The 14,635-nt window shown below is 71.9% G+C and carries 14 protein-coding genes; 3 read left to right on the forward strand and 11 right to left on the reverse strand.

Features of this window, described 5'->3' with window-relative positions:
- Positions 1-41 precede the first annotated feature (41 nt).
- Both D7D94_RS09020 and serS read right to left on the reverse strand, forming a co-directional pair.
- Positions 42-890: an HAD family hydrolase gene (locus D7D94_RS09020; protein WP_156242291.1), complete on the reverse strand. Its 849-nt coding sequence runs from the start codon at positions 888-890 to the stop codon at positions 42-44.
- Positions 887-2,152 carry a serine--tRNA ligase gene (gene serS / locus D7D94_RS09025; RefSeq protein ID WP_156242292.1) on the reverse strand — a complete coding sequence of 422 codons (1,266 nt, stop codon included), beginning with the start codon at positions 2,150-2,152 and terminating at the stop codon, positions 887-889. Before serS ends, D7D94_RS09020 begins: the two co-directional genes overlap by 4 nt.
- Positions 2,153-2,223: 71 nt before the next feature.
- Between serS and D7D94_RS09030 the strand changes: the two genes are divergently transcribed.
- Entirely contained in the window at positions 2,224-3,222 is a 999-nt protein-coding gene (locus D7D94_RS09030) for a diacylglycerol/lipid kinase family protein (protein ID WP_156242293.1), read from the forward strand.
- Positions 3,223-3,237: 15 nt separating this feature from the next.
- Here D7D94_RS09030 and cls read toward each other — a convergent pair whose 3' ends face one another.
- The 5 genes from cls to D7D94_RS09055 form a co-directional block, all read right to left on the reverse strand.
- A complete protein-coding gene (gene cls, locus D7D94_RS09035) occupies positions 3,238-4,698 on the reverse strand; it encodes a cardiolipin synthase (protein WP_156242294.1) in 1,461 nt (486 codons plus the stop codon).
- 132 nt (positions 4,699-4,830) lie between these two features.
- On the reverse strand, positions 4,831-5,286 hold the full coding sequence (locus D7D94_RS09040) for a DUF4383 domain-containing protein (RefSeq protein WP_156242295.1): 456 nt from the start codon (positions 5,284-5,286) through the stop codon (positions 4,831-4,833).
- Positions 5,287-5,381: 95 nt separating this feature from the next.
- The gene (locus D7D94_RS09045) at positions 5,382-6,524 is read right to left on the reverse strand and encodes an FAD-dependent oxidoreductase (protein WP_156242296.1); all 1,143 of its coding nucleotides are present in this window, start codon (positions 6,522-6,524) and stop codon (positions 5,382-5,384) included.
- A complete protein-coding gene (locus D7D94_RS09050; protein ID WP_156242297.1) occupies positions 6,521-7,228 on the reverse strand; it encodes a methyltransferase domain-containing protein in 708 nt (235 codons plus the stop codon). The genes D7D94_RS09045 and D7D94_RS09050 overlap by 4 nt, the downstream gene beginning before the upstream one ends.
- On the reverse strand, positions 7,228-8,379 hold the full coding sequence (locus D7D94_RS09055) for a type III polyketide synthase (protein ID WP_156242298.1): 1,152 nt from the start codon (positions 8,377-8,379) through the stop codon (positions 7,228-7,230). Before D7D94_RS09055 ends, D7D94_RS09050 begins: the two co-directional genes overlap by 1 nt.
- Positions 8,380-8,550: 171 nt before the next feature.
- On the opposite strand from D7D94_RS09055, the gene D7D94_RS09060 reads away from it, so the two are divergent.
- The gene (locus D7D94_RS09060; protein ID WP_156242299.1) at positions 8,551-8,964 is read left to right on the forward strand and encodes a CBS domain-containing protein; all 414 of its coding nucleotides are present in this window, start codon (positions 8,551-8,553) and stop codon (positions 8,962-8,964) included.
- Between the two features lie 25 nt (positions 8,965-8,989).
- Here the strand turns inward: D7D94_RS09060 and D7D94_RS09065 are convergent, their stop codons facing one another.
- From D7D94_RS09065 to D7D94_RS14260, 3 genes are read right to left on the reverse strand one after another with little or no spacing between them, the layout of a single operon-like run.
- On the reverse strand, positions 8,990-10,648 hold the full coding sequence (locus D7D94_RS09065) for an alpha-amylase family protein (protein ID WP_156242300.1): 1,659 nt from the start codon (positions 10,646-10,648) through the stop codon (positions 8,990-8,992).
- Positions 10,645-11,601, reverse strand: coding sequence for a TIGR03557 family F420-dependent LLM class oxidoreductase (locus D7D94_RS09070; protein WP_156242301.1), 957 nt, complete (start codon positions 11,599-11,601; stop codon positions 10,645-10,647). Before D7D94_RS09070 ends, D7D94_RS09065 begins: the two co-directional genes overlap by 4 nt.
- 54 nt (positions 11,602-11,655) lie before the next feature.
- Positions 11,656-11,832 (reverse strand): hypothetical protein, encoded by a 177-nt coding sequence (locus D7D94_RS14260; RefSeq protein WP_173024270.1) that lies wholly within the window; start codon positions 11,830-11,832, stop codon positions 11,656-11,658.
- A 144-nt stretch (positions 11,833-11,976) separates the two neighbouring features.
- Here D7D94_RS14260 and D7D94_RS09075 point away from each other — a divergent pair, with 144 nt between their 5' ends.
- Positions 11,977-13,092 (forward strand): DUF4192 family protein, encoded by a 1,116-nt coding sequence (locus tag D7D94_RS09075; RefSeq protein WP_156242302.1) that lies wholly within the window; start codon positions 11,977-11,979, stop codon positions 13,090-13,092.
- Between the two features lie 17 nt (positions 13,093-13,109).
- On the opposite strand, the gene lysS is transcribed toward D7D94_RS09075, so the two are convergent.
- Positions 13,110-14,630 (reverse strand): lysine--tRNA ligase, encoded by a 1,521-nt coding sequence (gene lysS, locus D7D94_RS09080; RefSeq protein WP_156242303.1) that lies wholly within the window; start codon positions 14,628-14,630, stop codon positions 13,110-13,112.
- Positions 14,631-14,635: the final 5 nt, after the last annotated feature.

The raw sequence follows: 14,635 nt of genomic DNA on the forward strand, positions 1-14,635 counted from the left end.
GTCGGCGGAGCCCCTGAGGGGTCGCTGTCAAGGTCCGCCGTTCAGACGATGGTCGCCGTCGCGACGCCGAGCTCCGACAGCGCAGCCGCGACGCCGCCGCCCTCGACGGGGAGCGTGAGCTGCGTCGCGTACTGCTGCACCTCGGGCGGCGCCTGGCCCATCACCACCGCGCTGCCGCCGCCCTCGCCGGCCCACGCCAGCATCTCGATGTCGTTCCGGCCATCCCCCATGACCGCGACCTGCGCGCGGTCGATCTCGAGCCACTCGCGCACCTTCTCCAGCGCGGTGGCCTTGTTCACGCCCTGCGGCGCGATGTCGAGCCAGGCCGACCAGCCGACCGAGTAGGTCACCTGCTGCAGGCCCATGCGCTCGACGAACGCGTTGAACTCCTCGCCGTCGTGCTCGGGCGAGACGACGACCACGCGCGTCACGCGCAGACCCAGCATCTCCTCGAACTCGACGTGGCGTGCGCCAGGGCGGTTCAGATCCCAGTCGTCCATGTACTGCGTGAACAGGCGCGTGCCGTCGGCGAGCTCGACCATGTAGCTCGCGCCGGGGAGGTGCTCGCGGATGAACTGCAGCACCTCGGTGGCGTCGAAGGTCTCGGTGGTGTGGCGGATGTACCCGGTCGGGTCCTCGGGATCGCGCGACATGATGGTCGCGCCGTTCGCGCACACGACGTACGGCGGGAGGATGCCCAGGCCCTCCATCACGGGGGCTGCGGACTCCCAGCTGCGCCCGGTCGCGATCGTCACGACGTGGCCGCGCTCGGCGGCCTCGGCGACCGCCTCCTGCACACCGGGGCTGAAGGTGCCGTCCTCGAGCACGACGGTGCCGTCGATGTCGAGGGCGATCAGCAGACGGGCGGACGCGTCGACGGGGTAGGTCATGCGATCGGCTCCAGGATCTCGAGTCCGCCCAGGTACGGCCGCAGCGGCTCCGGGACGACGACGGATCCGTCGGCGCGCTGATGCGTCTCGAGGAGGGCGACGATCCAGCGCGTGGTGGCGAGCGTCCCGTTGAGCGTCGCCACGTGGCGGGTCTTCCCGCCGTCGGGGCGGTGGCGGATGTCGAGGCGTCGCGCCTGGTAGGTGGTGCAGTTGGAGGTCGACGTGAGCTCGCGGTACGCGCCCTGCGTCGGCACCCAGGCCTCGGTGTCGTACTTGCGGGCCGCGCTCGAGCCGAGATCGCCGGCAGCGACATCGATCACGCGGTACGCGAGTCCGAGCGAACTGAGCATCTGCTCCTCGATGGCCAGCAGGCGCTCGTGCTCGGCCTCCGCGTCCTCGGGGGTCGTGTAGACGAACATCTCCAGCTTGTTGAACTGGTGCACGCGGATGATGCCGCGGGTGTCCTTGCCGTGCGACCCGGCCTCGCGCCGGTAGCAGGTCGACCAGCCCGCGTAGCGGATGGCCCCGCCCGAGAGGTCGACGATCTCGTCCTTGTGGTATCCGGCGAGGGCGACCTCGCTCGTGCCGACGAGGTAGAGGTCGTCCTCCTCGAGCCGGTAGATCTCGTCGGCGTGCGCGCCGAGGAAGCCGGTGCCGGCCATGATGTCGGGCCGCACGAGCGTCGGCGTGATCATCGGCGTGAAGCCGTGCTCGAGGGCCGTGTTGAGCGCGTAGTTCATGAGCGCGAGCTCCAGGCGCGCGCCGATGCCCTTGAGGAAGTAGAACCGGGCGCCGGAGACCTTCGCTCCGCGCTCCATGTCGATGGCGCCGAGCTTCTCGCCGAGTGCGAGATGGTCGAGCGGCTCGAAGTCGAAGGCGGGGATGTCGCCGACGCGGCGCAGTTCGACGAAGTCGTCCTCGCCGCCGGCGGGCACGCCGTCGATGACGACGTTCTGGATCGCGTCGATCGCGGCGCGGAAGGCGGCCTCTGCCTCGTTCGCGGCGGCCTGGGCGGCCTTCGCGCGGTCGGCGAGATCCTTCGCCTGCGCCACGAGCGCGGCCTTCTCGTCCTTCGGCGCCTTCGCGACGGTCTTCCCGAACGCGTTCTGCTCCGCGCGCAGGTCCTCGAACGCGCTGATCGCCGTGCGACGGGCGGCATCCGCGGCGAGCGCGGCGTCGACGGCTTCGGGCGATCCGCCGCGCGCCGCCTGAGAACGCTTGATGAGCTCGGGGTCTTCGCGCAGCAGTACGGGGTCGATCATCCTCCGAGTCTAGGCGCGCGGCGCGCGCGGACTCCCGGAGGCGGGACGACGCGCCGCCCTAGAGTGTGAGCATGACCGCCGAAGCCGCCCCCGCGCCGCGGGCCGCGCTGGTCTACAACCCCGTGAAGGTCGCCTCGGCCGACGCGCTGCGCTCGGCCGTCACGCTCATCTCCGAGGAGTGCGGATGGCTGCCGCCGCTCGTCTTCGAGACGACGATCGAGGATCCCGGGCAGCAGGCCACGCAGCGCGCCCTCGCCGAGGGGGTCGCCGCCGTCCTCGTCGCCGGCGGCGACGGGACCGTGCGCGCGGTGGCCGAGGCGATGAGGGGAACCGGCGTGCGCCTGGCCGTCGTCCCGAGCGGCACCGGCAACCTGCTCGCCCGCAACCTCCGACTGCCGCTGACCGATCCCGAGGAGATGGTGCGCGCGGCGATCGAGGGCGACGTCGTGGCCACCGACATCGGCGTCGCCCGGCTGCGTCGCCTCACCGGCGAGGTGGAGGAGCACGCCTTCGTCGTCATGGCGGGCATCGGACTCGACGCGGCGATGATCGCCAACACCAACGCACGTCTGAAGCGGCAGGTGGGATGGGTGGCCTACGTCGACGGCGCGGCCCGGTCGCTCCCCGGAGCGGAGCCCTTCCGCGTCGTCTACCAGCTCGACGGCGGGAGGCTCCACGCCGCGAAGGTGCAGAGCGTGCTGTTCGCCAACTGCGGCGCACTGCCGGCGGGCATCGAGCTCATCCCGGAGGCCTCGATCTTCGACGGCGTGCTCGACATCGCCCTCATCCAGCCGTCCGGCATGTTCGGGTGGCTCGGCGTCTTCCGCAAGGTGTGGTGGGACAACTCGGTGCTGCGCCGCTCGCGGCTGGGGCGCCGCGTGGTCGAGCGGCGGCGCGACTCGTCGGTGCGCTTCCTGCGCGGCACCGAGATGGAGACCGCACCGGTGGCCATCCAGCCGGTCGAGCTCGACGGCGACGAGTTCGGTCAGGCGACCCGGCTCCACTGCCGGATCGAGAAGGGTGCCCTCCTCATGGCCGTCCCCCACGGCCATCCGACCGCCCGGCTCTGACCGGGCGGCGCCGGCTCACTGCAGAGCGGACGTGAGGCGGGCGAGATTGTCGAGCACCTTGCTCCAAAACGACCGCGAGACCCAGTCGTCCAGCTCGAGCGCACGGCTGCGGGCGCGGTAGTCGTCCTCGACGTCGCGCAGCTGGCGGACGAACTCCTCGGCGCGCACGAGCAGCGAGACCTCGAAGTTCAGGCCGAACGAGCGCATGTCCATGTTGCTCGAGCCGATCACGGCCACCTCGTCGTCGACCGACACCGTCTTCGTGTGCAGGATGTACGGCGGCTGGAAGAGGTAGATGTGCACGCCGGCCTTGAGCAGCGCCTCGTAGTAGCTGCGCTGCGCGTGGTACACCATCGCCTGGTCGCTGATCTCCGAGACGAACAGCTCCACGCGCACGCCGCGGGAGACCGCCGCGCTCACCGCCAGCATGAGCGCCTCGTCGGGGACGAAGTACGGGCTGACCATGACGATCTTCCGCTGCGCCGCGTACAGGAGGGCGAGGAACAGCCGCAGGTTGTTCTCCACCTCGAACCCGGGCCCCGATGGCAGGACCTGGCAGTCGAAGTCGCCCGTTCCCGCTGCCATGTCGCGCAGGTCCACCCCGGGCGGGGTCTCACCGGTCTCGCTGTAGTAGTCGCTGAGGAAGACCGCATCGACGCTGGAGACCACAGGGCCGTCGAGCCGGACCATGAGGTCCACCCACTGGAGCCCGCGCTTGATGTTGGAGCGCACGTTGTAGCTCCGGTCGGTGACGTTCTGCGAGCCCATGTAGGCGACTTCGCCGTCGACGATGAGGAGCTTCCGGTGATTGCGGAGGTCGGGCCGCTGCCAGCGACGCCGCAGCGGACGCAGGGGCAGCAGGTAGTGCCAGTCCGCGCCCATCCGCTTGAGCCGGTCGCGCGTCTTCCGGTGCAGCGGCTTGGACAGGTTCGCCCAGTGGTCCATGAGCACGCGGACGGCGACGCCCCGCCCGCACGCCTCCTCCAGCGCCTGGAAGAAGTTCTCGGTCGACCGGTCGGACTTCAGGATGTAGAACTCGACGTGCACGTACCGACGAGCCGAGCGGATGGCCTCGGCCATCTCGTCGAGGCTCTCCTGGTATCCCGTCACCAGACGGGCGCCGTTGTCGCCGGAGAGCGGCAGCGCGCCCAGCTCGCGGTTCATGCGCACGATCGCGCTGAACCAGCCGGGCTCGTTCGGACGCGGGGTGCCGCGCTCCAGGTGCTCGTTCGCCTGACGGAGGACGCCGTTGATCTCGGTCTGCATCTCGCGGCGCTCCCGCGGCAGGCGGGGGTTGCCGATGAGGAGGAAGAGGATCATGCCCGGGATCGGCACGAGGAAGATCGCGAGCAGCCACGCCATCGCCGACGTGGGCTTGCGATTCGCCGGGACGACGATGAGCGCGAGGACGCGCACGACGACGTCGACGACGGTGTAGGCGCCGAGCCAGAAGGCGGAGCTCACCACCCAGTCCATCCGCACCCTCCTCGTCCTGGCCAGCCTAGCGAAGCGAGGTGGACGCTCCGGACGGGGCCGTCTGCGACGGCGCGACGGCCGGACACAGCGAACCGCCGTCCGCGCGAGCGGACGGCGGTTCGGCGGCTCCGGTCAGACGTGACGTCGCGCCGTGTTCCGTCCGAGGAGGAACCCGAGCGCGATCATCGCGACGGCCAGCACCAGGTGCAGCCAGTTGTCGGCGCTGTTCAGCGGGACGAAGTTCGCGGCGCTGTCGTGCGGGACGAACAGGCCGTAGATGAACAGCACCGCGTAGACGATGCCGCCGACGATGAGGTAGCTGCGCGCCGCGGACGCGGTGCGCGCCATCGCCAGGCCGGCGACGCCGTACAGGGCGTGCACGAGGTTGTGCAGGATCGACACCTGGAAGATGCCGAGGAGCATCGCCTCCGACGTGTGCGACGCGAATTCCAGCTGGTCGACGCCCGAGGTGATCCCCGGGATGAAGCCCGCGATGCCCACCAGGAGGAAGACGACTCCCAGGATCAGCGCGGCCTTCTGGACCGGGGTCTCGGCGTAGCCGACCCGATCGGTGGTTCTGTGGCTCATTACCCTCTCCTCTGCTGCTGCGTGCGGACTCTCTGGCGTCTCCAGGGAACCGCGCGCGGACGCATGGGGAAAGGGCTTGACATCAGTCACTTCCGTCACAGCCCGCGCATGGTGAAGGCTCCGGCGAGCACGCCGCGGAGGGGCGGACCTGCCAGGCCCCGGATCGCGGCGTTGCGCGCCGCGAGCAGAGCGCCCCCGCATGGCGCGCCCATCGTCATGTTGAAACGGGCGCGTCTCATCGCTCGCCCCGCCGCCGCGCGGCGATCTCGCGCGTACGCGCCCCACGGGTCATCGCCGCCCTGACGAGGCCGGAGGCGGTCCGCGAGTGCGCGCGCATCCAGCCAGCCGAGGTTCATCCCCTGTCCGCCGATCGGGCTCACCTCGTGCGCGGCGTCGCCCGCGAGCGCCACGCGGCCCTGCGCGAAGGTCGCGGCGAGCTGCTGACGTGCGGCGAAAGGGCTGGGCTCGCTCAGGGTGGCGGTGTCGAGCCGCGCGCCCACCCGCTCCTCGACGAGGGCGGCGAAAGCCGCGCGAGACCACGTGCGCTCGCCCGCCGCACCATCGGCACGGGGCCCGTCGGCGCGGAACCCGTCGGTGCGGACGACCCAGCGGCGACGGTCTCCCGGAAGCGGAAACGACTCCACCACGCCGTCGGGCTCGAGATGCAGCAGCGCGCTGCCGCGATGCTCGCCGAGGTCGTCGGCGTCGGCCATGACGAATCGGACGTCGGGATCGCGGCGCTCCCACCCGATCCCCGCGCGCTCTCGGACGAAGCTGCGCGTGCCATCCGCCCCGACCAGCAGCCGCGCGGCGACGGCGCCCTCTGACGTCTCCACCTCGACGCCGGCTGTCGTCGTCCGCAGGTCGCGGACCTCGATCCCGCGGCGCAGGGCGCGGGGAGCGGCCTCGCGCAGACGCCGTTCGAGGTGCGCCTCCGTGCGGTCTTGGGTGAGCATCCGCACGGGGTCCGCGAAGGACAGGGTCCCGATCCGCCGCCCGCGGCAGAGCGCGACGCCCTCGTGGATGCGCAGCGCCGCGTGCTCGATGTCGTCGCCGATGCCCGCCGCGGCGAGCGCGGCGAAGCCGGGCGGGTGGATGCCGACCGCGCGCGAGCTCGCCGACGGAGCGAGCGAGCGCTCCAGGACCGCGACGTCCGCCCCCTGCTGCGCGAGGAGGCATCCCAGCAGCATGCCGACCGGCCCCGCGCCCACGACGACGACGTCGTGCGACGCGCTCATGCCTCGTGCACCGCCTCGAGGCGCGCGGGCCGCCCTCGCTCCACCCGCCAGCCGGGCGGCACGATGGCCGCCAGCTCCGCGCGGGTGCGGCTGCGGCGGATGGATGTGAGTCCGTCCTCGCGCAGGAAGGTGCCGCGCAGGAGGAGCGGATGGACGGGCAGCGTGCCGAGCGCGAAGGCGACGTACGCGCCGCGCGACCGCTCGATGTCGCGATGCACCACGACACCACCGGGGCGCAGCAGCTGCGCGGTCTCCGCCATCAGGGCGGTGGCCTCGTCGTCGGAGAGGTGGTGGAGCACGTGGTTCGACATGACGACGTCGAACCGCTCGCCGCTCGCGAGCACGGCGGTGGTGTCCATGCGGCGCACGCGCAGGCCCGGCGTGGGCGGCACGCGCTCGGCGAACGCGAACGCACGCGGATCGGGGTCGATCGCGAGCACGTCGAGCCGCCCGGGCTTCCGTCGCGCCCACCGGCACACCGCGCGCGGGAAGTCGGCGCCGCCCGTGCCGACGTCGAGCAGGCGCACGTCTCCCTCCCGCAGGCGGGGCGCGATCCAGCGCCGATACGCCCCGTGCGGCGCGGCCACGACCGCGTTCATGAGCCCGAAGCGCGCGTAGGTGCGCGCGAGCCGGTCCGGGTCGCAGTCGGGGTCGTCCATCCGCTCGGCGACGACGGCGTCGCGCGCGGCGAGCCGTCCGGCCATCAGGAGCCCCGGATGGTCATCAGCGCGGACTCCACGGTGAGGCCCGGACCGAACGCCATGGCGGCGACGCGCTCCCCGGCGGAGGCGGCCGGCGAGTCCAGGATGTGACGCAGCACGAACAGCACCGTCGCGCTGGACATGTTGCCGAAGTCGCGCAGGGTCGCCCGTGCCGGCAGCAGCTGCGCCTCGCTGAGCTCGAGGGCCGACTCGACCTTGTCGAGGATGCTGCGACCACCCGGGTGGATGGCCCAGTGCGGGATGACCTCGCCCGCGCGCTGCTCGTCGAGCGCGCGCGCGAGGTCGGGCTCGGGAGCGAAGAGCGGCCGGACGGCGCCGGTCACGTGCTGGCCGAGGATGGCCGGGACCATGTTCGAGAGGACCATCTCGAATCCGTGGTCGCCGATGCGCCACGCCATGTCGGACTCGCCCTCCGGGGCGACCCGCGAGGCGAACCTGTCGAGCTCGAAGCCCGGCTCGTGCGACGGGATGGGGCGGGCCGACACGAGGGCCGCACCCGCGCCATCCCCGAACAGCGACGTCGCGATGATCGTGTCGGGGTCATCGGACGTGCGGAGGTGCAGCGTGCACAGCTCGACGCTCACAACGAGGACGACGGCCTCGGGATCGGCCTGGCACAGCTGCGTCGCCAGCCGCAGGGCGGGGAGCGACGCGTAGCAGCCCATGAACCCGAGGTGGAACCGCTGCACGTCGGCGGGAAGTCCGAGGTCGCGCGCGACGACGAAGTCCGGGCCGGGCGCGTAGAAGCCGGTGCACGACACGGTGATGACGTGGGTGACGTCCTCGGCCGAGAACTCCTCCTGGTTCGCCAGCGCCGCGCGTCCGGCGTCGACGTAGAGCCGGCTCGCCTCGCGCGCGTAGATGTCGTTGCGCGCCTTGGTCCCCGGCGACATCAGCAGGCCCGACTCCGCGTCGTAGAACACGCGCTCGACGCCGGGCTGCGCGGTGCGCTCACCGAGCTCGGTGAGCACCGTGTAGCGGCGCTCGATCCCGGAGACGCCGAACGACGTGCTGACCAGCCGCTTTGCCAGCCGCGACAGCTCGGGCTGCGATCCGAAGACCTCCCTCACCTCGTCCTGATGGAGAACGGTCGGGGGCACCACGGTCGCGAGGCCGGTGAGTGTGACGGTCATGCCGCCGACAGTATCCAGGTGAATCGGTCGGCGATAGGGGCTTGCGCGGTCGCGGGCCGGGGTGCACGGGCGGCGAGAGCGCGCACTCCGCGTCTGTCAACCGTCCTGCCGGCGGCCGCCGCGCCTCGTATCGTCGCGACCGACCCTGGAAGCGGACGAAGGAGCACGACCATGACCACGGCACGCGACATCATGACCTCCGATCCCCGGTGCATCGGCGAGCAGGAGTCCCTCGTCGACGCGGCCAAGCTGCTGGCCGACCTCGACGTCGGGGCTCTGCCGATCTGCGGGGAGGACGGGAAGCTCAAGGGGATGCTCACCGATCGCGACATCGTCGTGAAGTGCATCGCCTCCGGTGGCGACCCCGCCTCGACGCGGGCGGGACAGCTCGCGGAGGGCGCGCCCGTGACGGTGGATGCGGGCGACGACATCCGCGACGCCCTCACCCTGATGCAGGATCACCAGGTGCGCCGGCTCCCCGTGCTCGACGATCACCGCCTCGTCGGCATCATCAGCCAGGCCGACGTCGCTCTCGCGCTCGCGCCGGTCGAGACCGGCGAGACGGTCGAGGAGATCTCGACCTGACCGGACGCGGGTCCGGCGCCGCGTCTCAGGCGCGCGTCGGGCCCGCCTCCTCGGGCCCGATCTCCGACGCGCCGCGCAGCCGGTACCAGCGGAAGCCGTAGGCCTCGAGGGGGATCTCGAGCGGCCGCGGCAGCGCGCGCGGCGGCTCGGAGTCGAGCAGGTCGTGGAGGAGGACGTCGTCGTCGCCGTCGACGTCCAGCCGTACCTCGACCGGCTCATCCCGGAGGTTGTGGAGGAAGAGCGCGTCCCCCAGATCCGAGCGCATGCGGTGCGCGAGCACGCCCGCCGCACCGCACGGGACCGCCTCGAACGCGCCCCAGGAGATCGCGGGCGTCGCGCGGTAGGCGGCGATCACCGTCCGCAGGAACCGGTGCAGGGAGTCGGGGTCGCGCCGCTGGTCGGCGACGTTCACCTGTCGAGGAGACCAGGCGCCCTCCGGGAACGGCGCGATGGGCTCGCGCGACGTGGAGAAGCCGCCGCTCGCCGTCCACTGCATCGGCGTGCGCACCGCGCGGCGCCGCTCGAGGTCCGGGTTCTCGCCCATCCCGATCTCCTCGCCGTACAGCAGCGCGGTGGCCCCCGGCAGCGAGAACATCAGACTGTAGGCGAGCCGGATCCGACGCTGGTCACCGTCGAGCATGGTGGGCAGCCGCCGCACGATCCCGCGGCCGTAGACGCGCTGCGCCTCGTCGGGTGCGAGCGCCTCGAACACCTCCTGCCGCTCCTCCTCGCTGAGAAGGGCGAGGGAGAGCTCGTCATGATTGCGCAGGAAGAGCGCCCAGCTCACGTCGTCGGATGGCGCCCTGCGGCTCTCGATGGAGCGGACGATGGGGGTGGGGTCGCCGCGGACGAACGCGAGGTACAGCGCGACGTTGGTCTGGAAGTCGAACTGGAGGTCGAGCTCGTCGCCGCCCGACCCGAAGTACGCCTCCTGGCCATCGTGGTCGAGCGCGACCTCGCCCAGCAGCGCCGCACTCGGCGAGCGCCGGCGGAGGAATCGCTTGATGTCCTGCAGGTACTCGTGCGGGTCCGCGATCCGCTCCGGCGAGGGGTCCACGAGGAACGGCACCGCATCGACGCGGAAGCCGTCGATGCCGAGGCTCAGCCAGAACGCGACCACCTTCGCGATCTCATCCCGCACCCGCGGGTTCGCGAAGTTCAAGTCGGGCTGATGCCGGTAGAAGCTGTGCAGGAAGTACTGCTCGGTCTCCGGCTCCCACTCCCACATGCTCGCCTCCTCGCCGGGGAAGACGGTGTTCTCCGCGTCGTCGGGCGCATCGTCGCGCCAGACGTAGAAGTCGCGATACGGCGAGGTGCGCGACCGGCGCGCGGAGGCGAACCACGGGTGCTCGTCGGAGGTGTGGTTGACGACGAGGTCGACGATCACCCGCAGGCCGCGACCGTGCGCGACGCGGATGACCTCGAGGAGATCGCCGTGCGTGCCGTAGCGCGGGTCGACGCCGTAGAAGTCCGCCACGTCGTAGCCGTCGTCCTGGTTCGGAGACGGATAGAACGGCATGAGCCAGATCACCGTGGCGCCCAGGTCCGCGACGTAGTCGACGGCGCGGGCGAGCCCCGGCAGGTCTCCGACGCCGTCGCCGTCTGCGTCGAGGAAGGTCTCCACGTCGAGGCAGTAGACGACGGCGGATCGCCACCAGAGGTCGGCCACGTTCTCGCGCCTCATCGCGCGCTCCGCAGCTCGGCGAGAAGGGCAGGCGCGTGCTCCTCGAGGAAGCGGCGCTGGTCCTGCCCCACGTGGTGCAGATAGACGCGATTGACGCCCGCGGTGAGAGCGCGGATCCCGTCGGCGAGCTCGCGGGGGTCGTCGCCGACGAGCACGGTCTCGGCCGGGTCCTCGGCGGCCCGCTCGGCGAGCCGGTCGAAGTCCTCCGGCTGCGCGATGTCCCACGGCGAGACCTCGGTGACCGCGCCGTGGCGCCACTGATCGCGAGCGATCTCCGCCGCGCGCTCTCGCGACGCGTCGACGCTGAGGTGCAGCTGCAGGCTCACCTCGCCCTTCCCGCCCGCGGCCCGGTAGGCGCTCACCGTCTCCCCCAGTGCGTGCGCGTCCGTGCCCGTCGTGATGAGGCCATCCGCCCAGCCCGCGACACGGGCCGCGGTCCGCGGCGAGATCGCCGCGGCCACGAGCGACGGGATGGCTGCGGGGAGGCTCCACAGACGCGCCTCGTGCACGCGCACCGTGCCCTCGTGGTTCACGCACTCGCCGGCCAGCAGCCGGCGGATGATCGCCGCGCACTCGTCGAGGCGGCGGTCGCGGTCGCGCTTCTCCGGCCACGGGTCGCCCGTGACGTGCTCGTTCATGCGCTCGCCGCTGCCGAGGGCCGCCCAGAAGCGGCCGGGGAACATCTCGCCCAGCGACGCGATGGCGTGGGCCGTGATCACGGGGTGGTAGCGCTGGCCGGGCGCGGTGACCACACCGAAGCCGAAGCGGGTGGTCGCGAGCGCCGCCCCGAGCCAGGACCAGGCGAACCCCGACTCGCCCTGCGCGCGCCCCCACGGCGCGAGGTGGTCGGAGCACATGGCCCCGTCGAAGCCCACGGACTCCGCGAGCTGGACGGCGGACAGCAGCGCGCTCGGCGGCAGCTGCTCGTGGGACGCGTGGTAGCCGATGAACATGCCTCGAGCTTCGCGTGCGCGAGCCGTCGGCGGCAGAGCCTTGACAGGCCCCGGTCAGTCCTCGCGAGGCGGCAGGCCGCGCTTCGCGCGCTCCTCGGCCTCGATGGCCGCGTACGTGCGCCGCTCGGTGCGATCGAAGCGGAGGATGTTCCGCAGGATCAACCAGAACACCAGCGCGATCGCCACGGTGGGCGCGAGCGACCAGAGCGCCGCCACCCAGAAACTGTCCACGGTGGCATTCTACGGGGCCTGCGTGGGAGCTGCCCGGGCGCCGCACGACGACGCCCTCTCCACAGGGCGGCGTGCCGCGGCGTGCCGTGACTGTCCGGCTGTGGACGCGGCCGACGGCGACGGGCGCGGCGAGAGCCTCGAGACATGACGACCATCATCCGCGCGCAGTCCGCGCAGAAGTTCCTCTCCGTCCTCCCGCACGTGTGCGGCTACCTCCCGCGCCGGAGCCTCGTCGTGGTGCCCATCGTCGACGGGCACACCGCGGCTGTCGCGCGCTTCGACCTCCCACCCGACGAGGAGGCCGGTGCGGTCGCCGCGAACGCGATCAGCATCGTCTGCCGCCTGCCCGAGGCGTCGCGCTTCACCGCGGTCGTGTACACCGACCGCCCCTTCCACGACGACGCCGGCGGCGTCGCATTCGACGGGCTGATGCGGCGTCTCCGCGAGCTCGCGGACCGCTGCGGGCTCCATGTCGTCGACGCGCTCTGTGTGGCGGCCGACGGCTGGGGTTCGTACCTCGACGCACCGGATGAGCCGCGCCCGCTCGCCGAGATCGCGCACGAGGGCGCCCTTCCCGACGATGCCGCGCCGTCGCCGGTGCTCGCCCACCAGGCGGACGGCGTCGAGCTGCCGGCGTCGGACCTCGCGGAGCGGGAGCGGCTGGCACGCGCACTCCGAGGGATCGAGCAGGCCGCCGATGTGCTCGGCGGCCAGAGCCGGGCGGGGATCGGCGGCCTCCCCCCGCGCGCGCTCGCCGCGGCGTGCCTGCTCGGGCAGCTCCCGGAGGTGTTCGAGGAGTGCGTCGACTGGGACCCCGACGCGCTCGACCCGTACCTTGCGGCCGCGCTGGTCTGGGCGCTCGACCGCCCCTTCTACCGCGACGTCGCCCTGTCGCAGTGGAGCGCGGACCTGGCGGAGGGCTACCGCGCGCTGGAGTTCAACGAGCGGTGGCGGGCTGGCGACCGGTCGGAGCCGGATGGCCCGATCCGGCTCATGGGCGAGGGGCCGCGGCCCGATCCCGAGCGGCTGGAGCTCGCCCTCGCGCTCGTGCGCCGGCTCGCGGCCGCGGCGCCGCGGGAGGCGCGCGTCGGCCCGCTGGTCTCGGCGGCGTGGCTGAGCTGGGCGCTCGGCCGCGCGACCCACGCGGAGTACTACGTGTCGCTCGTCGCCGAGATCGATCCCGACCACGGCCTCGCCAGCATCATCGCGTCGATGCTGAACGCGGCCTACCTTCCGCCGTGGGCGTTCCAGCGACCGTGATCCGGTCGCCGGAGCGCCTACTTCACCAGCGGGAAGAGGATCGTCTCGCGGATGCCGAGACCGGTGATCGCCATGAGCAGACGATCGATGCCCATGCCCATTCCGCCGGTGGGCGGCATGCCGTGCTCGAGCGCGCGGAGGAACTCCTCGTCGATGCGCATGGCCTCGTCGTCGCCGCGGTCGGCGAGCTTGGCCTGCTCCACGAACCGCTCCCGCTGGATGACGGGGTCCACGAGCTCGGAGTAGCCTGTGGCGAGCTCGAAGCCTCGCACGTACAGGTCCCACTTCTCCACGACGCCGGGAATGCTCCGGTGCTCGCGCACCAGCGGGCTGGTGTCGACGGGGAAGTCCATGACGAAGGTCGGCCGGGTGAGGTGCTGCTTGACGAAGTGCTCCCACAGCTCCTCGACGAGCTTGCCGTGCGTGGCGTGCGACGGCACGTCGACGTCGTTCGCCTCGGCGAGCTTCAGCAGCTCCTCGAGCGGGGTGTCGGGGGTGACCTCCACGCCCGCGGCCTCGGAGAGGGAGGGGTACATCGAGACGCGGTCCCACTGCCCGCCGAGGTCGTACACCGTGCCATCCGCCCAGGTGACCTTCGTGTCCCCTGCGACCGCCATCGCGGCGTTCTGGATGAGCTCCTGCGTGAGGTCGGCGATGCCGTTGTAGTCGGTGTAGGCCTGGTAGGCCTCGAGCATCGCGAACTCGGGGCTGTGCGTGGAGTCCGCGCCCTCGTTGCGGAAGTTGCGGTTGATCTCGAAGACGCGGTCGATGCCTCCCACGACCGCCCGCTTGAGGTAGAGCTCGGGAGCGATGCGCATGTACAGGTCGGTGTCGAACGCGTTGGAGTGCGTGATGAACGGACGCGCGGTGGCGCCGCCGGGCTGCACCTGCAGCATCGGGGTCTCGACCTCGACGAAGTCGTGCTGGTCGAACGTGGCGCGCAGACTCGCGTTGACCTTCGCGCGCGAGCGGACCGTGGCGCGCGCCTGGTCGCGCACGATGAGATCGAGGAAGCGGCTGCGGACGCGGCCCTCCTCGCTCAGCTCGGTGTAGAGGTTGGGCAGCGGCAGGACGGCCTTGGCCGCGATCTCCCAGTTCGTCACCATGATCGACAGCTCGCCGCGACGGCTGGAGATGACCTCGCCGGAGACGAAGACGTGGTCGCCCAAGTCGACGAGCTCCTTCCAGCGCGCGAGCGACTCGTCGCCCACGTTCGCCAGCGAGACCATCGCCTGGATGCGGGATCCGTCGCCGGACTGCAGGCTCGCGAAGCAGAGCTTGCCGGTGTTGCGGCTGAACACGACGCGCCCCGCGACGCCCGCGGTCACCCCGGTCTCGGCGCCGGCCTCGAGCTCGCCGTACTCCGCGCGCAGGGCGGGGATGGTCGTGGTGACGGGGACGGTCACCGGGTAGGCGCCGCCGGCCGCCGAACCGCGCTCGGCGATCAGCCGCTCGCGCTTGGCCAGGCGGACAGCCTTCTGCTCGAAGACGTCCTCCTCGGTCGGTTCGGGGGCGTTCTCGACGGGCGTCTCAGACATGCAAG

Origin of the sequence: Microbacterium oryzae (assembly GCF_009735645.1) — a bacterium.
Lineage (GTDB): Bacteria > Actinomycetota > Actinomycetes > Actinomycetales > Microbacteriaceae > Microbacterium > Microbacterium oryzae.